This is a genomic window from Planomonospora parontospora (genome assembly GCA_014647935.1).
GTDB classification, from domain to species: domain Bacteria; phylum Actinomycetota; class Actinomycetes; order Streptosporangiales; family Streptosporangiaceae; genus Planomonospora; species Planomonospora parontospora.
This window is the reverse complement of sequence record BMQD01000014.1, coordinates 25,346-41,438: the sequence shown is the minus strand read 5'-3', so window position 1 is coordinate 41,438 and position 16,093 is coordinate 25,346. Positions and strand designations below refer to the sequence as shown.

Below are 16,093 nucleotides of genomic sequence, written 5' to 3'. Positions count from 1 at the left end.
CGGACCGTCCGTCGCCGCGGGGGAGGCGCCCATGAGCATCCTCGTCGTCGGCCTGAGCCACCGGACGGCGCCCGTGGCGCTCCTGGAGCGGGTCTCCGTCTCGGGGGACGCGCTGGCCAAGCTGCTCCACGACGTCCAGCGGAGCGACTGCGTCGCGGAGGCCATGATCGTCTCGACCTGCAACCGGGTCGAGGTCTACGCCGTCGTGGACCGGTTCCACGCGGTGGTGAGCGAGGTCACCGCGCTGCTGGCCGTGCACTCCGGCGTGCCCGTGGAGCAGCTCGTCCCCCATCTGTACGTGCACTACGAGGACCGGGCCGTCGAGCACCTGTTCTCGGTCGCCGCGGGTCTGGACTCGATGGTGGTCGGCGAGGGGCAGATCCTCGGCCAGGTCCGCCAGGCGCTCAGGCTCGCCCAGGACGAGGGGACGCTCGGCCCGACGCTCAACGAGCTCGTCCAGCAGGCGCTGCGGGTGGGCAAGCGGTCGCACGCGGAGACGGGCATCGACCGCGCGGGCGCGTCCCTCGTCGGCGTGGGACTGCGCCTCGCCGAGCGCGCGCTCGGCCCGATCCAGGGCCTGCGCGCCCTGGTGGTCGGCGCCGGCTCGATGAGCGCCCTGTCCGCCGCGACCCTCCAGCGGGCGGGCGTCACCGACATCGTGGTGGTCAACCGGACCCACGAGCGCGCCGTACGGCTGGCGCAGACGGTCGGCGGCCGGGCCGCGGAGTTCGGCGGCCTGGCCGCCGAGCTCGCCGCGGCCGACCTGGTCGTCTCCTGCACCGGGGCCACCGACGTGGTCGTCACCGCGGACATGGTGACCCCCCGGCGGATGTTCCTGCTGGACCTCGCGCTCCCGCACGACGTGGACCCCGCCGTGCGGCGGCTGCCCGGCGTCACGCTCGTCGACCTGGAGTCCATGCAGAACGGCGAGATCGCCGGCGTCGACGACGACGGCCGGACCGAGACGGTCGCCGCGGTGCGCGCGATCGTCGCCGAGGAGGTCGCGGCCTACCTGAGCGCCGAGCGGGCCGCGCGCGTGACCCCGACCGTGGTCGCGCTGCGGAGCAAGGCGGCCGACGTGGTCGAGGCGGAGCTCGGGCGGCTCGCCTCCCGGGTGCCGGAGATCGAGGGCCGGGTCCGCGACGAGGTCGCGCAGACGGTCAGGCGCGTGGTCGACAAACTGCTCCACGAGCCCACCGTGCGTGTCAAACAGCTCGCGGCGTCGTCGGCGGGCGATCATTATGCGGAAGCGTTGCGCGAGCTGTTCAACCTGGACCCGAAGGTGCCCGACGCGGTGAGACGCGTCGAGACGATCGACATGGAGGTGGACCGATGACGGGCCCCCTGAGACTGGGGACGCGTCGGAGCCTCATGGCGACGACGCAGTCCGGACTGGTGGCCGCACGGCTGACCGAGTTGACCGGCCGCGCCGTGGAGCTCGTCGGCGTGACCACCTACGGCGACGTGACCAAGGGCGACCTGGCCCAGATGGGCGGGACCGGGGTCTTCGTCAGCGCGCTGCGCGACAAGCTGATCGACGGCGAGGTCGACTTCGCGGTGCACTCGCTGAAGGACCTGCCCACGACCCCCGACCCGCGCATCGCCCTGGCCGCGATCCCGCCGCGCGACGACCACCGCGACGCGCTGGTCGCCGGGGCGAAGCTGGCGGACCTGCCGCCGGGCTCGAAGGTCGGGACCGGCTCGCCGCGCCGGATCGCCCAGCTCCGGGCGCTCCGCCCCGACCTGGAGTACGTCTCGATCCGCGGCAACGCCGACACCCGGATCGGCAAGGTCGCCTCCGGTGAGCTGCAGGGCGTCGTGCTGGCCGCGGCGGGACTCCGCAGGCTGGGCCGGGAGGCCGAGATCGCGCAGATCTTCGAGGTCGACGAGATGCTCCCCGCCCCCGGGCAGGGCGCGCTGGCCGTGGAGGCCCGGGCCGACCGGGCCGACCTGGTCGAGCTGCTGGGCGTGCTCGACGACGCCGCCACGCGCGCCGCCGTGACCGCCGAGCGGGCCGTGCTGAACGCCCTGGAGGCGGGGTGCGCCGCTCCGGTGGGTGCGCATTCGGTCGTCACCGGGCAGGATCTGAACCTGACCGCGGCCGTCATCGCCATCGATGGCGGCCGCGCGGTCCGCAAGTCCACCGCCGGTTCCTCTTCGACGGCCATGGATCTCGGTCGCGCCCTCGCGACCGAGATGATCGCCGAAGGGGCCGGCACGTTGATGGGGGAGCAGCAGCAGTGAGCTCCGGAAGCACCACCTTCGAGCACCCGGCCGGTTTCGTCGCCTTCGTGGGCGCCGGGCCCGGCGACGAGGGCCTGCTCACGTTGCGCGGGGCGGACCTGCTCTCCCGGGCCGACGCCGTCGTGCTCGACCAGGAGGCGTACGGCCCGCTCCTGCGCCACTGCCGGGAGGGCGTCGAGGTCGTCGACGCCGCCGAGGAGGGCGCGCCCGCCAAGGCCGTCGCCGCGGCCAAGGCCGGACGGGGCGTCGTCCGGCTCTGCGCGGGCGACCCGATGTTCTTCTCCTCGATCACCGACGAGGTCGCGGCCTGCGCGGCGGCGGAGGTGGACTTCGAGATCGTGCCGGGCGTCCCCCCGGCGACGGCGGTGCTCGCCTACGCGGGCATCCCCGCCGCGGTGTCGGTGCCCGAGTTCCGCGTCGTGGACGCGACCATGGTCGGCGACTGGGCCGTGCACGCGGCGGGCGCCGGCACGCTGGTGATCTACAACGGGATCTCCGAGGCCGTGGCGATCGGCAAGGCGCTGATCGCCGCCGGCCGCCCGGACTCGACGCCGGTCGCGATCAGCAGCGCGGGCACCACCACCGAGCAGTACACCGTGGTGACCAGCCTGGGGCGGATCGGGCCGGACCTCAAGCACGCCGGGATGACCGAGCCCGCGCTGATCGTGGTCGGCGAGGCGGTCGGCATGCGCGACCGGCTCTCGTGGTTCGAGACCAAGCCGCTGTTCGGCTGGCGGGTGCTCGTCCCCCGGACCAAGGAGCAGTCCGCCGGCCTGGTCGAGCAGCTGCGCTCCTACGGCGCGGTGCCCGAGGAGGTGCCCACGATCTCCGTCGAGCCGCCCCGCACCCCGCAGCAGATGGACCGGGCGATCAAGGGCCTGGTCACCGGACGCTACGAGTGGGTGGCGTTCACCAGCGCGAACGCGGTCAAGGCGGTGCGCGAGAAATTCGAGGAGTACGGCCTGGACGCCCGCGCCTTCGCCGGACTGAAGGTCGCCGCGGTGGGCGAGGCCACCGCGCGGGCCCTGGTGGAGTTCGGGGTGAAGCCCGACCTGACGCCGACCGGCGAGCAGTCCTCGGAGGGCCTGGTGGACGAGTGGCCGCCGTACGACTCGATGCTCGACCCGATCAACCGGGTCCTGCTGCCGCGGGCCGACATCGCCACCGAGACGCTGGTCGCGGGCCTGACCGAGCTGGGCTGGGAGTGCGACGACGTCACCGCCTACCGGACCGTGCGGGCGGCGCCGCCGCCCGCCCCGATCCGGGAGGCCATCAAGGGCGGCGGGTTCGACGCGGTGCTGTTCACCTCCTCCAGCACGGTGCGCAACCTGGTGGGCATCGCCGGCAAGCCGCACAACGTCACGGTGATCGCCGCGATCGGTCCGCAGACCGCCAAGACGGCGGAGGAGTTCGGTCTCCGGGTCGACGTCATGGCCGACACGGCTTCGGCCTCGGCCCTGGCGTCGGGGCTGGCGGAGTACGGTGCGAAGCTCCGCCAGGCCGCTCTCGCGGCCGGGGAGGTCCCGCGCAGGCCCTCCCAGACCCGGCGGGGAGCCCGGCGGCGTCCAAAGTGAGTCCCGGGTGAGTCCCGGGCGAGCCCCGGACCGACCGCGTAGCCTGAAGGAAACGCCGTGGGCGCCGGAGGTGTGGCGTCCGCGGCGCGGCCGCCGTCCCGGCGGGACGACCGAACAGTGAGCAGACCCGAAACGGTCCTCCGGCCGATGACACCCCCCGGCCGGGGGAGGGAGAGACCATGACCGCCCAGTTCCCCGCCGCGCGTCCGCGCAGGCTCCGCCGTACGTCGCCGATGCGCCGGATGGTGGCCGGGACCAGGCTGCACCCGGCCGAGCTGGTCCTGCCGATGTTCGTGAAGGAGGGCATCGACGAGCCGAACCCGATCGGCTCGATGCCCGGGGTGTTCCAGCACACCCGCGACTCGCTGCGCAAGGCCGCCCACGAGGCGGCCGAGGCGGGGGTCGGCGGGCTGATCCTGTTCGGCATCCCCGCGGTGAAGGACGCCCGCGGCTCGGCGGGCGACGACCCGGACGGGATCGTCCAGCAGGGGGTGGCCGACCTGGTCGCCGAGGTCGGCGACGCGATGGTCGTGATGACGGACACCTGCCTGGACGAGTTCACCGACCACGGGCACTGCGGCGTGCTGACGGCCGGCGGCGAGGTCGACAACGACGCGACCCTGGAGCGCTACGCGGCGGTCGCGGTGGCCCAGGCGCGGGCCGGCTCGCAGGTCATCGCGCCGAGCGGGATGATGGACGGCCAGGTCGCCGCCATCCGCGCCGCGCTGGACGCCGAGGGCTTCGAGCAGGTCCCGATCCTGGCCTACTCCGCGAAGTACGCCTCGGCGTTCTACGGCCCGTTCCGGGAGGCGGCCGAGTGCGCGCCGCAGTTCGGCGACCGCAACGCCTACCAGCAGGACCCCGCGGGCCCGGTCGGCGAGGCGCTGCGGGAGGTCCGGCTGGACCTGGCCGAGGGCGCCGACGCGGTGATGGTCAAGCCCGCCCTGCTCTACCTCGACATCCTGCGCCAGGTGCGCGACGAGGTGGACGTGCCGGTGGCGGCCTACCAGATCAGCGGTGAGTACGCCATGATCGAGGCCGCGGCGGCGAACGGCTGGATCGACCGGGACCGGGCGATCATGGAGTCGCTGGTCGCGATCCGCCGGGCCGGGGCCGACATGATCCTCACCTACTGGGCGACCGAGGCGGCCCGCCGGCTGCGTTGAACGGTGACGCTGCGCATTGTGTTGAGATGCTTCGCACATGCCCAGAACTGGGGGTTTGCCGCTGAGCGGTGAGAACCGTGCGTTAGAGTTCGAGAACCGGTGCGGATGTGTCCCAGGTGGCGTAGACCCTGCTGAATGCCTTTCTTGTAAACCAGAATGTGGATATGTCGTCGCATCCGGGTATGGCGCGGGGCTCGCGGACAACGGAGGACACCATGGTGGGGGTATCACTGGCGCGGCGCGGCAAGCGGCGGAGTCATCCGAAGCAGCAGATGGTCAAATCCGCGCTGGAGTACGCCGCGCTGGGCTGGGCGAGCTGTACGGGCGCCCGCCCGCTCCAGGGCGGGTCGCGTGCCTGTTCCTGCGACCGCATCGGCTGCCCGGACCCCGGTAGCCACCCGCTCTCGCGCGCCTGGCAGATGCAGGCCACCACCGATCCCGCGTTGCTGACCCACTGGTGGAGCGCCGACCCCGAGGCCAACATCATCCTGCCCACGGGCCGCGTCTTCGACGTGTTCGACGTGCCGCGCGAAGCGGGCCTGACCACCCTCGCCGCCATGGACGCCGCAGGATCCGTACCGGGCCCGGTCGCCGAGAACGGCGACCGGGTGCTGTTCTATGTGGCCACCCGCAACCTCTCCGAGGACGAGGACGAGTGGTGGTCCTGCCCCCTCGACTACGGGCCCTCGACCATCGAGGAGATGCCCGGCCTGCGCTGGCACTGCCGCGACAGCTACGTCGTCGCCCCGCCCTCCACCCTGCCCTCCGGCGGCTGCGCGTCCTGGCTGCGCGCCCCGGACGGCGGACCGCTGCCCGACCCGCTCCGCGTCCTCGACCGGCTCGCCGACGCCTGCGAGTAGCGCCCGGCCGCGCCCCGGCGCGGAAACCGGGCGGGGCGCCGCCTCCGGTCCGGTTCGGCTCGGGACCAGGTTCGGCTCGGGACCCGGCTCCACGGGCCCTTAGGCTGGGACGGTGAGCCGTACTGAGAACTCCGAGGACCTGTTCGCCCGCGCCCGCGAGATCGTCCCGGGAGGTGTCAACTCCCCGGTCCGCGCCTTCGGCGCCGTCGGCGGCACGCCGCGCTTCATGGCCTCCGGCCAGGGGCCGTACATCACCGACGTCGACGGCAACCGCTACGTCGACCTGGTCTGCTCCTGGGGCCCGATGATCCTCGGGCACCGCCACCCGGCCGTGGTCGAGGCCCTGCAGAAGGCTCTCGCGGCCGGCACCTCGTTCGGCACGGCCACCCCCGGCGAGGTCGAGCTCGCCGAGGAGATCGTCGCCCGGATCGCGCCCGTGGAGAAGGTCCGGCTGGTCAGCTCGGGCACCGAGGCCACGATGTCGGCCGTACGGCTGGCGCGCGGCTTCACCGGCCGCTCCAAGATCGTGAAGTTCGCCGGCTGCTACCACGGCCACGTGGACGCCCTGCTCGCCTCTGCCGGTTCCGGCCTGGTCACCTTCGGACTGCCCGACACCCCCGGCGTGACCGGGGCCTCGGCCGCCGACACCGTGGTGCTGCCGTACAACTCCGCCGAGGCGGTGGCCGAGGCGTTCGCCGCGTTCGGCGACGAGATCGCCTGTGTGATCACCGAGGCCTGCCCGGCGAACATGGGGGTCGTCCCGCCGCTGGACGGGTTCAACGCCCGGCTCCGCGAGCTGTGCACCGCGCACGGCGCGCTGCTCATCGTGGACGAGGTGCTCACCGGCTTCCGCGTGTCGGGGGCCGGGTGGTACGGCCTCGACCCGGTGGACGCCGACCTGATGACCTTCGGCAAGGTCATGGGCGGCGGCCTGCCCGCGGCGGCGTTCGGCGGCAGCGCCGACGTGATGGCCCATCTCGCCCCGGAGGGCCCGGTCTACCAGGCCGGCACGCTGTCCGGTAACCCGCTGGCCTGCGCCGCGGGCCTGGCCACGCTGCGGGCCTGCGACGACGACGTCTACGACCGGGTCGACGCCGCCGCGCTGGTCGTCGGACGCGCCGCCGCCGACGCGCTGGCCGCCGCCGGCGTGCCGCACCGCCTCCAGCGGGCGGGCAACCTGTTCTCGATCTTCTTCACCGACGAGCGGGTCGCCGACTTCGCCGGGGCACAGCGGCAGAACACCGCCGCCTACCGGGCCTTCTTCCACGCGATGCTCGACCGGGGCGTCTACCTGCCGCCGTCGGCGTACGAGGCGTGGTTCCTGTCGGCCGCCCACGACGACGAGGCCCTCACCCGCATCGCCGAGGCCCTGCCCGTCGCCGCGAAGGCCGCCGCCCAGGCGTCCTGACGGGGAACACCCGCGCGGTCCCCTACCGGGGCAGCCCGTCCAGGTCGACGTCGACGGGGAAGGGGACCGGGACGGTCAACCGGCCGTGGTGGATGCCGGTGAGGGCGTAGGCGCGGGTGGCCGGGTCGAGTTCGTAGGTGTAGACGACGGGCTTGCCGTCGTTGTTCTCGACCCGCCACAGGTGGGCGATCCCGGCCTCGGCGTAGCGTGCCTGCTTGGTCTTGCGGTCGCGCTCCTCCGACTCGGGCGAGACGACCTCGACCACGAGGTGCACCTCGTCGGGCGTGTAGTACGTCCGGTCGTCGTCGGCGGCGGCGGCCGTGTCGACGACGAGCACGTCCGGGCAGGGCCGCATCCGGTGGCCGAGTTTGACGTCCATCTGCATCATGGCGGTGACGGAGTCGGGTGCCTGGGCGTTCAGGGCGACACGGAGACCGAACAGGACGCGCTCGTGGAAGCGCTTCTGGGGGGACATGAAGACGAGGGCTCCATCGATCAGTTCGACGTGCTTGAAGAAGTCGGGCTCGCCGTTCGGTCCCTCCGGCGGCAGACGATCGAGGTCGTCGGCGGTCCATCCCCACGGAGGCGGAGCCGGCCAGTAGTCGAGCGCGCTGGTCACGTCGGTCACCGTAACATCGTCTCCGTCACCGTGTGTGTTCATTCGGCCCGCTTCCGTCGCCCTCTCCATGCTCCTCCTCCGCCCATTGTGGGGGAAGAGGCGCACGCCGGAGGGTCAGCGCACGGCGGTCTTACCGGAGGTCACCGTGAGCAGGTCGGCGGAGGCGGCCACCACGACCCGGTAGGTGCCGCGGGAGAGCCCGCTGACGGTGCGGGAGGCCGTGGAGGAGGCGGCCGAGGTCTTCACCGTCCGCCACGCGCCGCGGTGGTATCGCTGCACCGAGACCCGCTGCCCGCGCGGCTGGTAGACCCGGAAGGTCAGCTTCCCGCTCCCGCCCGCCACCGTCACCCTCGGCCGCGCGTAGATCCGCACCGTCCGGCTGGTGCCGGCCTTCGCGGCGGCGGTTCCGGTGAACTGCGCGTACACGTAGGTCCCGGCGTCCACGCGCAGCGCCTTGGCGGCGACACCGTCGCGGACGGCCACGTTCGCGCACGTGTAGGCGCGGACGGTGATCCTCCGGCTGCACAGCCGGGCGGTTCCGGTGACCTTCGTACCGTAGGACGTCCGTACGGTCGTGGTGGCCAGGACGGACTGCCCGGCGGTCACGGCGGTGAAGGAGACGCCCAGCCCGGTGACGGTGCTCGCCGCCGGGGGCGGCGCGCTGCCGGAGACCGCGGCGAGCGGCTGGACCAGGCCGGCGCCGTAGAGGGAGTCCCGGCCGGCCGCGCCGAGGTCGTAGGCGGTGCCGGTGAGCCGGGCGGTCGCCTCGGGTCCCGACATCGCGGGGAACTTCGCCCGGATCAGCGCCACGGCGGCGGCGGCGTACGGCGAGGCCATCGAGGTGCCGTCCATGTAGACGTACCTCCCCGAGGGGTAGGTGGAGTAGACGGACACGCCGGGGGCCGCCACGTCGACGTAGGACCCGTACTGGGAGAACGCCGCGCGCACGTCGGTGCTGTCGGTGGCCGCGACCCCGATGACGCCGGGGAGGGCGGCCGGGTAGCTCGCCGGGTTGCCGCAGTTCACGTCCGGCTTCGGATAACGCATCTTCGCGCAGCTCTGACCGGCGTTGCCGGCGGCGGCGACCACGACGACGTCCTTGGCGAGGGCGTAGTCGACCGCGGACTGGAGCACCGGACTGTGCTCCGGGCCGCCCAGGGACAGATTGATGACGGTCGCGCCGTGGTCGGCGGCGTAGACGATGCCGGCGGCGATGTCGGAGTCCCAGCCCTCCCCGTTCGCGTCCAGCACGCGGACCGGCAGGATCTTCGCTCCGTGCGCGAGACCGGCGATTCCGAGGCCGTCGCCCGCCTGCGCGGCGATGACGCCGGCGACGTGGGTGCCGTGCCCCTCCGGATCGGAGCGCCCGTCACCGGTGCCCACGACCAGGTCGGTGCCGGGCAGGACCGCTCCGGCCAGGTCCGGGTGGGAGCCGTCCACGCCGCTGTCGACGACGGCGACGACCTGCCCCGTGCCGGTCCCCGACGCCCACACGCTCTCCCCGTACAACCGGTTCAGCGGCCACTGCAGCCTGCGGTACGCGTCGTTGGACAGGGCGGCCGTGCCCGAGACCGGACCGGCGTCCGAGGCGGCGGCCGCCGGATCCCCGGCGGTGACCGGGCGGGGGGTGTCCGAGAGGGAGACCTTCGCGTCGACGACGACGGCGAGCGTGTCGGGGACGGCGCGGGCGTCCTCCACCGCGTCGGCGGCCTCTCCCCGGTCCTCGGCGACGGTGACGCTGATCTCCGGCCGCCCTGTGGAGTCGGCGGTCAGGGTGACGACGCGGACCGGTCCGCGTTCGGGGGCGTCGTCGAGGACCTCGGAGACCGGGCCGGTCAGGCCGACGGGCTCGCTCGGCTTCCAGTCCTCGGGGTCGGGCACGGGGCTTTCGGCGGGTGCGGCGTCCACGGGCACGGCGCTCGCGGCGGGCGCCGGTACGGCGGCCGGCCGGGCGTCCGCCGCGACGGGGGACGTGGTGAGGCCGACGGCCAGGGCGAGCACGGTGATCGTGCCCAGGGCCTGGGTGGTGACTGGCATGGCGGGCCTCCGGGTCCGTCGGTGCGGTGCGCGGTCACGCCGGATCGGTCGACGGGCGTGTCCACCTCCTCGGCCGTGGTCCGGAAGTCCTGCGAAATTTCCGGGCAAAGTTCTGATGGGTGGTGATTCCGTCAGTCAGGCAGGCGAAGGATCCCGGCGGGGGAGTGACGTCGCGCCCGCGCATCCGGGTCGGAACGGGGCGCCCGCGGAGGGAAACGTTCACGAGCGGGAACGTCCACGGACGGACGGGGAACGGGCACGAACGGATCGTTCAGTCCAAGCGAGACCTAAGGGAATTCATGGTTTAGGGTTGCTTACATGTTGGATCTCAACCGCTTGAAGGCGCTGCACGCGGTCTCCGTGTACGGGTCGGTGGGTGCGGCGGCCGAGGCGCTCATGGTGACCCCGTCGGCGGTCTCGCAGCAGCTCGCCAAGCTGGAGCGGGAGACCGGCGCGACCCTGCTGGAGCGGAGCGGGCGCGGGGTGCGGCTCACCGACGCGGCCGGGCTCCTGGCCGACCACGCCGAGCGCATCCTCGCCCTGGTGGAGACCGCCGAGGCCGACTTCGAGGCGCTGCGCGGCGAGGTCGTGGGGCGGCTGGGCATCGGCGCCTTCCCCACGGCGGCCCGGGGGCTGCTCCCGCAGGCGCTGGTCCGCCTGCGCGAGCGCCACCCCGACCTCACGCTCCGGCTGCACGAGCGCGAGCCCGAGCGGATGGTCCGCGAGGTGTCCCGGGGCGAGCTCGACCTGGCGGTGATCCAGGACTGGATGAACCGGCCGCTGGCCGTGCCCGAAGGGTTGTCGCGGGCCACGCTCTTCGACGACATCGCCGACGTGGTCCTGCCCGTCGGCCATCCGCTGGCCGGGCGTGCCGAGATCGAGCTGTCCGAGCTGTCCGGAGAGCGGTGGATCAGCGGCTCGCCCGGGACGGTCTGCCACGACTGGCTGGTCTACACGCTCCGCGCGGCCGAGCTGGAACCGGAGATCACCTGCATGGCCGACGAGTACCCGACCCAGCTGGCGCTCACCGCCGTCGGGCAGGGCTGTGCGATCGTCCCCCGGCTCGGCCGCGACCTCCTGCCGCCGGGTGTCCGGGCCGTCCCGATCCGGCCGCGTCCCATCCGCCGGATCTACGCGGTCTGGCGGAGCGACGCGGCCCGCCGTCCGGCCATCCGCGCCGCCGTTGACGCGCTCCGGGCCGCCTCCGAAGGCCTCGGCGCGGTGGTGTGAGCCGCTCCTCCTGAGGTCGTGGCGTGAGCCGCTCCTCCTGAGGTCGTGGCGTGAGCCGCGCCTCCTGAGGTCGTGGCGTGAGCCGCGCCCCCTGAGGTCCTCGGAGCGACGGTGTGAGCCGGGCCTCCGCCGTGGGACGGCCGGGTGGCGGGCCGTACGCCCCGGAGCCGGTCTGCGCGGACGGCGGGCCGTACGTCCGGCGCCGGGCGGCGCGGGCGGACCCGTCCGTGCCATCCGCCCCTACCAGTGGGTAGGCTGACGGCACCATGGCTGAGACCACCGTCATCCACCTCCTGCGCCACGGCGAGGTGCACAACCCCGCCAACGTCCTGTACGGCCGGCTGCCGGGCTACCACCTGTCGGAGAACGGCAGGCTGATGGCCGAGACGGCGGCCAAGTCGCTGGCCGGGCGCGACGTCGTCGCCCTGTTCTCCTCTCCGATGGAGCGGGCCCAGGAGACCGCCGTCCCGCTCGCCGAGACCTTCGGCCTGGAGGTCGGGCTCGACGACCGGCTGATCGAGGCGGCGAACGCCTTCGAGGGCGTCTCCGTCGGCAACGGCGACGGCGTCTTCCGCAACCCCCGCTACTACCGCCACCTGTGGAACCCGCTCCGTCCCTCCTGGGGGGAGCGCTACAGCGAGGTGGTCGGCCGGATGCGGGAGGCGATCCTGGCCGCCCGCAGGGCGGCGCGGGGCCACGAGGCGGTGCTGGTCAGCCACCAGCTCCCCATCTGGGTCATCCGGCTCGCGGCCGAGCGCAGGCCGCTCCCGCACGACCCGCGCCGCAGGCAGTGCGGGCTCGCCAGCGTCACCAGTTTCTGCTTCGAGGGCGACCGGCTCGCCAGCGTGGGATACGCCGAGCCGGCGGCCGCGCTCGTCCGGCGCCCCACTGTGCCGGGCGCGTGACCCCGCCGGTAGAGTGATTGCTCTACCGCTTGTAGTAGTACAGGGAGACCGTCCTTCGATGCGCGCCAGACCGCTCGCCGCCGCCCTGCTGCTCGCCGTCGCGGCGGCCGGATGCGCCGGAAGCCAGGCGTCCCAGCCGCAGGCGGGGGACACCCGGTTCATCGCCGGAGACGGCAAGGTCACCGTCTTCGAGGCGGACGGCCGCAAGGCGGCCCCCGCGGTCGAGGGGACGACCCTGCAGGACGGCACCGCCTCGCTCGCCGCGCACCGGGGCAAGGTCGTGGTGCTCAACTTCTGGGCCTCCTGGTGTGCGCCCTGCCGCGCCGAGGCCCCGGTGCTCAAGGACATCGCGGCCAAGACCAGAACCGACGGCGTGGAGTTCCTCGGCGTCGACTTCAAGGACGACAAGGCCAGGGCGCTCGCCTTCGAACGCACCGAGCAGCCCGGCTACCCGAGCATCTTCGACCAGCCCGGCAGGGTCGCGCTCGCCTTCCAGGGCACGGTCCCCCCGGCGGCCATCCCGTCGACGCTGATCATCGACCGGCAGGGCCGGATCGCCGCCCGGGCCCTGGGCGCGGTCAAGTACAGCGACCTCCTCGCCGCCGTCACCGGGATCGCCGATGAGAAGTAACCCGGGACGCCCCCGGTGAACGCCGACCTGGCGAGCACGGTGGCGAGCGGCTCCCTCGCGCTGGCCCTGCCGATCGCGGTCGCCGCGGGGCTGGTGTCCTTCCTGTCGCCGTGCGTGCTGCCGCTGGTCCCCGGCTACCTGTCCTATGTGACCGGGATGAGCGCCGACCCGCGGCGGGGCCGGATGACGTTGGGCATCGTGCTGTTCGTGCTCGGCTTCGCCGTCGTGTTCGTGGCGCAGGGCGCGCTCCTCGGCGGCCTGGGAGCGGCGCTGTTCGGCAACGCCGACGGCATCACCCGGGTGCTCGGGGCCCTGACGATCGTGCTCGGGCTCGCCTTCATGGGATTCGTCCCGGGCCTGCAGCGCGAGGTCCGCGTCCACCGGCTCCCGGCCGCCGGGCTCGCCGGCGCGCCGCTGCTCGGGGTGGTGTTCGGCCTCGGCTGGACCCCCTGCATCGGCCCCACGCTCGGGGTCGTGCTCACCCTCGGCGTGACCGAGGGCAGTGCGGGGCGCGGCGCGCTCCTCGCCTTCGGCTACGCGCTCGGCCTCGGACTGCCGTTCGTGGCGGCCGGGCTGGCCTACCGCAGGGCGCTGCACACGTTCAAGGCGGTCCGCCGCCACTCGCAGCTGATCACACGGGTGGGCGGGGCCATGCTGGTCACCGTCGGCCTGCTGCTCGTCACCGGGCTCTGGGGGGAGCTCGTCGCGGCGATGCAGGTGTGGATCGGCGGATTCCAGCCGGTGATCTGATGACCCTTACCGACGGCAGGCCCGAGGAGAAGGCCGAGTCCCGCCCCGTGGGGCTGGGCGCGGCAGGCTGGGCGCGCTGGTTCTGGCGCACCCTCACCTCGATGCGGACCGCGCTGATCCTGCTGTTCCTGTTCGCGCTGGCCTCGATCCCGGGATCGGTCTGGCCGCAGCGCGGCGTCTCGGACGCCAAGGTCGCGCAGTACTACGACGACAGCCCCGCGCTGGCCGAGTGGCTGGACCGGTTCTGGCTCTTCGACGTGTTCAAGGCGCCGTGGTTCGCGGCGATCTACCTGCTGCTGTTCGTCTCGCTGATCGGCTGCGTGCTCCCGCGCACAGCGGCCCACCTGCGCGAACTGCGCCGCAAGCCGCCCGCGGCGCCGCGCAACCTGGCCCGGCTGCCCCAGCACGCCGTACTCGGCGGCGACCTGACCGTGGAGGAGGCGGCGCGGCGGCTGCGCAGGCTCCGGTTCCGGGTGACCACCGGGCCCGGCTGGGTCGCGGCGGAGAAGGGCTACCTCAAGGAGACCGGCAACCTGCTGTTCCACGTCGCGCTGCTCGGCCTGCTGCTCGCGGTCGGCGCCGGCGCGCTGTACGGTTACCGCGGCAACGTGCTGGTCGTGGAGGGCGACGGGTTCGCCAACACCGTCGCGGCCTACGACCGCTACATGCCCGGCCAGCAGGTGAACGCCGAGTCGCTGGAGCCGTTCTCGTTCACGCTGGAGGACTTCCAGGCCACCTACATCGCGCAGGGTCCCAAACGGGGCCAGGCGCTGGACTACGCGGCGAGGCTCGCGGTGAGCGACGCGCCGGGGGCGCCGGAGCGGGACTACGAGCTGAAGGTCAACGAGCCGCTCGACGTGAACGGCACCCTGACCTACCTGATCGACCACGGCTACGCGCCCACCTTCAGGATCACCGACGGCCAGGGGCAGGTCGCCTTCGAGGGATCGGTGCCGTGCCTGGTCGTGCAGCCGGCGACGTTCACCTCCGAGTGCGTCATCAAGGTGCCCGACGCCCTGCCCGAGCAGCTCGGCCTCATGGTGGCCTTCCTGCCCACCGCGGTCCCGGCCGAGGGCGGTGAGTGGGTGTCGGTCTTCCCCGGCGCCGCGAACCCGACCGCGCAGGTGTACGGTGCCTTCGCCGGCGACCTCGGCATGGGGAACGGCCGTCCCCAGTCGGTCTACGAGATCCCGCCGGAGATCCTGAAGAAGATGAAGCCGCTGGTCATGAAGGCCGACCCGCTGGCGAAGGGCGAGAAGCTCGAACTGCCGGGCGGGGCCGGCACGATCGAGTTCACCGGCGTCAGGGAGTGGGTCGCCCTCCAGATCACCCACGACCCGGGCCGGCTGCCCGCGCTGCTCTCGGCGGCCCTGGCCACCGCGGCGCTGGTGTTCTCCCTGACCGTCCGCCGCCGGCGCGTGTGGGTGCGGACCGGGGCCGGGGACGGGCCCGCCGAGGCGGGCGGCCTCACCCGCACCGAAGGCGGTGACTTCGGCGAGGAGTTCGCCGACATCGTCGCCGTCCTGAATCAAGGCTCTACCCCTGGAGTGAAGGATGCCCGCTGAGGTCCACCCCGGTCTCGCCGCGCTGAGCGATCAGCTCGTCCTGGTGGCGGTGCTGTGCTACGCGGTCGCGATGATCGGCTACGCGCTGGATCTCGCCTTCGCCCGCACCGCGGAGGCCTCCCCGGCGGAGGCGGGGGCGGAGACGAGGGCTGAGACGAGGGCTGAGACGGAACCCGCGCTCGCCGCGGTCGGCGGTCCCGCGGACACCGGGAAGGCGGCTGCGGCCGCCTCAGGGGCCGCCCCGGAGGACGTGCGGGACGGCATCGCGGCCGCGACGGCGACGGGGGAGGGCACCGCGGGCTCCGAGACGGCGACGGGGGACGCCGCTGCGGGCTTCGAGGCGGCGAGCGGCGCGGACGGGGCCCCGTCCGGCTGGGTGCTGCGGGCCGGTCCGGCCGCGGTCGTGCTGAGCTGGCTCGGCTTCGCCCTGAACCTCGGGTCGCTGCTCACCCGGGGACTGGCCGCGGACCGGTGGCCCTGGGGCAACATGTACGAGTTCGTGGTCGCCATGTGCCTGGCGGCCATGGGCGCGTTCCTGCTGATGCAGCTGCGCTACCCGGTCCGCTTCCTGGGCGCCTTCGTCACCGCGGCCTCGGCCCTCGGGCTGGGCTTCGCCGTGCACTCCCTGCACGTGGACGCCGCTCCCGCGATGGTCGCGCTGAACTCCTACTGGATCGCCATCCACGTCTCGGCCGCGATCATCGCCAGCGGCCTGTTCATCGTGGCCGGGGCCTGCGGCGTCATCTTCCTGATCCGGCACGAGGCCGCCGACCACCTGCCGTCCCGGCAGGAGCTGGAGCGGGTCGCGCACCGGGCCATCGTGATCGGCTTCCCGATCTGGACCTTCGCCGTCGTCGCCGGCGCGCTCTGGGCGGACAAGGCCTGGGGCCGCTACTGGGGCTGGGACCCCAAGGAGATCTGGGCGTTCATCACCTGGATCGTCTACGCCGGCTACCTGCACGCCCGGGCGACCGCCGGCTGGAAGGGCAGGGCGGCGATGATCGTGCAGCTGGTCGCCTTCGCCTGCCTGCTCTTCAACCTCATCGGGGTGAACATCTTCATCGACGGCCTGCACTCCTACGCCGAAGTGCCCTGACGCCGGCG

The 16,093-nt window shown here is 73.4% G+C and carries 14 protein-coding genes; 12 read left to right on the top strand and 2 right to left on the bottom strand.

Translation table 11 applies throughout. The annotated features are described in order from the left end of the window. The first annotated feature begins 31 nt into the window (after positions 1–31). From IEZ07_RS21680 to hemL, 6 genes are all read left to right on the top strand, one after another. Complete coding sequence (locus tag IEZ07_RS21680; protein ID WP_191896411.1) at positions 32–1,336, top strand: glutamyl-tRNA reductase; 1,305 nt, start codon at positions 32–34, stop codon at positions 1,334–1,336. Beyond that, positions 1,333–2,244 (top strand): hydroxymethylbilane synthase, encoded by a 912-nt coding sequence (gene hemC, locus IEZ07_RS21675; RefSeq protein ID WP_068898169.1) that lies wholly within the window; start codon positions 1,333–1,335, stop codon positions 2,242–2,244. Before IEZ07_RS21680 ends, hemC begins: the two co-directional genes overlap by 4 nt. After that, positions 2,241–3,818, top strand: a complete 1,578-nt coding sequence (locus IEZ07_RS21670) for a bifunctional uroporphyrinogen-III C-methyltransferase/uroporphyrinogen-III synthase (RefSeq protein ID WP_191896410.1) — start codon at positions 2,241–2,243, stop codon at positions 3,816–3,818. Before hemC ends, IEZ07_RS21670 begins: the two co-directional genes overlap by 4 nt. Positions 3,819–3,997: 179 nt before the next feature. Beyond that, complete coding sequence (gene hemB / locus IEZ07_RS21665) at positions 3,998–4,984, top strand: porphobilinogen synthase (protein ID WP_068898173.1); 987 nt, start codon at positions 3,998–4,000, stop codon at positions 4,982–4,984. A gap of 215 nt (positions 4,985–5,199) precedes the next feature. Continuing rightward, entirely contained in the window at positions 5,200–5,844 is a 645-nt protein-coding gene (locus IEZ07_RS21660) for a bifunctional DNA primase/polymerase (RefSeq protein ID WP_068898175.1), read from the top strand. A 112-nt stretch (positions 5,845–5,956) separates the two neighbouring features. Continuing rightward, complete coding sequence (hemL, locus tag IEZ07_RS21655) at positions 5,957–7,252, top strand: glutamate-1-semialdehyde 2,1-aminomutase (RefSeq protein WP_191896409.1); 1,296 nt, start codon at positions 5,957–5,959, stop codon at positions 7,250–7,252. Between the two features lie 22 nt (positions 7,253–7,274). Here the strand turns inward: hemL and IEZ07_RS21650 are convergent, their stop codons facing one another. After that, on the bottom strand, positions 7,275–7,880 hold the full coding sequence (locus IEZ07_RS21650) for a Uma2 family endonuclease (RefSeq protein ID WP_239320581.1): 606 nt from the start codon (positions 7,878–7,880) through the stop codon (positions 7,275–7,277). Positions 7,881–7,985: 105 nt separating this feature from the next. Beyond that, positions 7,986–9,908 carry a S8 family serine peptidase gene (locus tag IEZ07_RS21645; RefSeq protein ID WP_191896407.1) on the bottom strand — a complete coding sequence of 641 codons (1,923 nt, stop codon included), beginning with the start codon at positions 9,906–9,908 and terminating at the stop codon, positions 7,986–7,988. A gap of 318 nt (positions 9,909–10,226) precedes the next feature. On the opposite strand from IEZ07_RS21645, the gene IEZ07_RS21640 reads away from it, so the two are divergent. The 6 genes from IEZ07_RS21640 (at position 10,227) to ccsA (ending at position 16,085) form a co-directional block, all read left to right on the top strand. Then, positions 10,227–11,138, top strand: coding sequence for a LysR family transcriptional regulator (locus IEZ07_RS21640; RefSeq protein ID WP_191896406.1), 912 nt, complete (start codon positions 10,227–10,229; stop codon positions 11,136–11,138). Between the two features lie 266 nt (positions 11,139–11,404). Continuing rightward, positions 11,405–12,043 carry a histidine phosphatase family protein gene (locus IEZ07_RS21635; RefSeq protein ID WP_068898180.1) on the top strand — a complete coding sequence of 213 codons (639 nt, stop codon included), beginning with the start codon at positions 11,405–11,407 and terminating at the stop codon, positions 12,041–12,043. 58 nt (positions 12,044–12,101) lie between these two features. Further along, a complete protein-coding gene (locus IEZ07_RS21630) occupies positions 12,102–12,674 on the top strand; it encodes a TlpA family protein disulfide reductase (protein WP_191896405.1) in 573 nt (190 codons plus the stop codon). Positions 12,675–12,689: 15 nt separating this feature from the next. Beyond that, positions 12,690–13,424, top strand: a complete 735-nt coding sequence (locus IEZ07_RS21625) for a cytochrome c biogenesis CcdA family protein (protein ID WP_068898184.1) — start codon at positions 12,690–12,692, stop codon at positions 13,422–13,424. After that, entirely contained in the window at positions 13,424–14,989 is a 1,566-nt protein-coding gene (gene resB, locus IEZ07_RS21620; RefSeq protein WP_191896404.1) for a cytochrome c biogenesis protein ResB, read from the top strand. The genes IEZ07_RS21625 and resB overlap by 1 nt, the downstream gene beginning before the upstream one ends. Continuing rightward, positions 14,979–16,085 carry a cytochrome c biogenesis protein CcsA gene (ccsA, locus tag IEZ07_RS21615; RefSeq protein WP_191896403.1) on the top strand — a complete coding sequence of 369 codons (1,107 nt, stop codon included), beginning with the start codon at positions 14,979–14,981 and terminating at the stop codon, positions 16,083–16,085. Before resB ends, ccsA begins: the two co-directional genes overlap by 11 nt. Positions 16,086–16,093: the final 8 nt, after the last annotated feature.

Bases quoted from the DNA above. Each gene is read 5' to 3' on its own strand.
- IEZ07_RS21680 (WP_191896411.1), top strand. From the start codon at position 32: ATGAGCATCCTCGTCGTCGGCCTGAGCCACCGGACGGCGCCCGTGGCG.
- hemC (WP_068898169.1), top strand. From the start codon at position 1,333: ATGACGGGCCCCCTGAGACTGGGGACGCGTCGGAGCCTCATGGCGACG.
- hemB (WP_068898173.1), top strand. From the start codon at position 3,998: ATGACCGCCCAGTTCCCCGCCGCGCGTCCGCGCAGGCTCCGCCGTACG.
- IEZ07_RS21660 (WP_068898175.1), top strand. From the start codon at position 5,200: ATGGTGGGGGTATCACTGGCGCGGCGCGGCAAGCGGCGGAGTCATCCG.
- IEZ07_RS21645 (WP_191896407.1), bottom strand. From the start codon at position 9,908: ATGCCAGTCACCACCCAGGCCCTGGGCACGATCACCGTGCTCGCCCTG.
- IEZ07_RS21640 (WP_191896406.1), top strand. From the start codon at position 10,227: ATGTTGGATCTCAACCGCTTGAAGGCGCTGCACGCGGTCTCCGTGTAC.
- IEZ07_RS21635 (WP_068898180.1), top strand. From the start codon at position 11,405: ATGGCTGAGACCACCGTCATCCACCTCCTGCGCCACGGCGAGGTGCAC.
- IEZ07_RS21630 (WP_191896405.1), top strand. From the start codon at position 12,102: ATGCGCGCCAGACCGCTCGCCGCCGCCCTGCTGCTCGCCGTCGCGGCG.
- resB (WP_191896404.1), top strand. From the start codon at position 13,424: ATGACCCTTACCGACGGCAGGCCCGAGGAGAAGGCCGAGTCCCGCCCC.
- ccsA (WP_191896403.1), top strand. From the start codon at position 14,979: ATGCCCGCTGAGGTCCACCCCGGTCTCGCCGCGCTGAGCGATCAGCTC.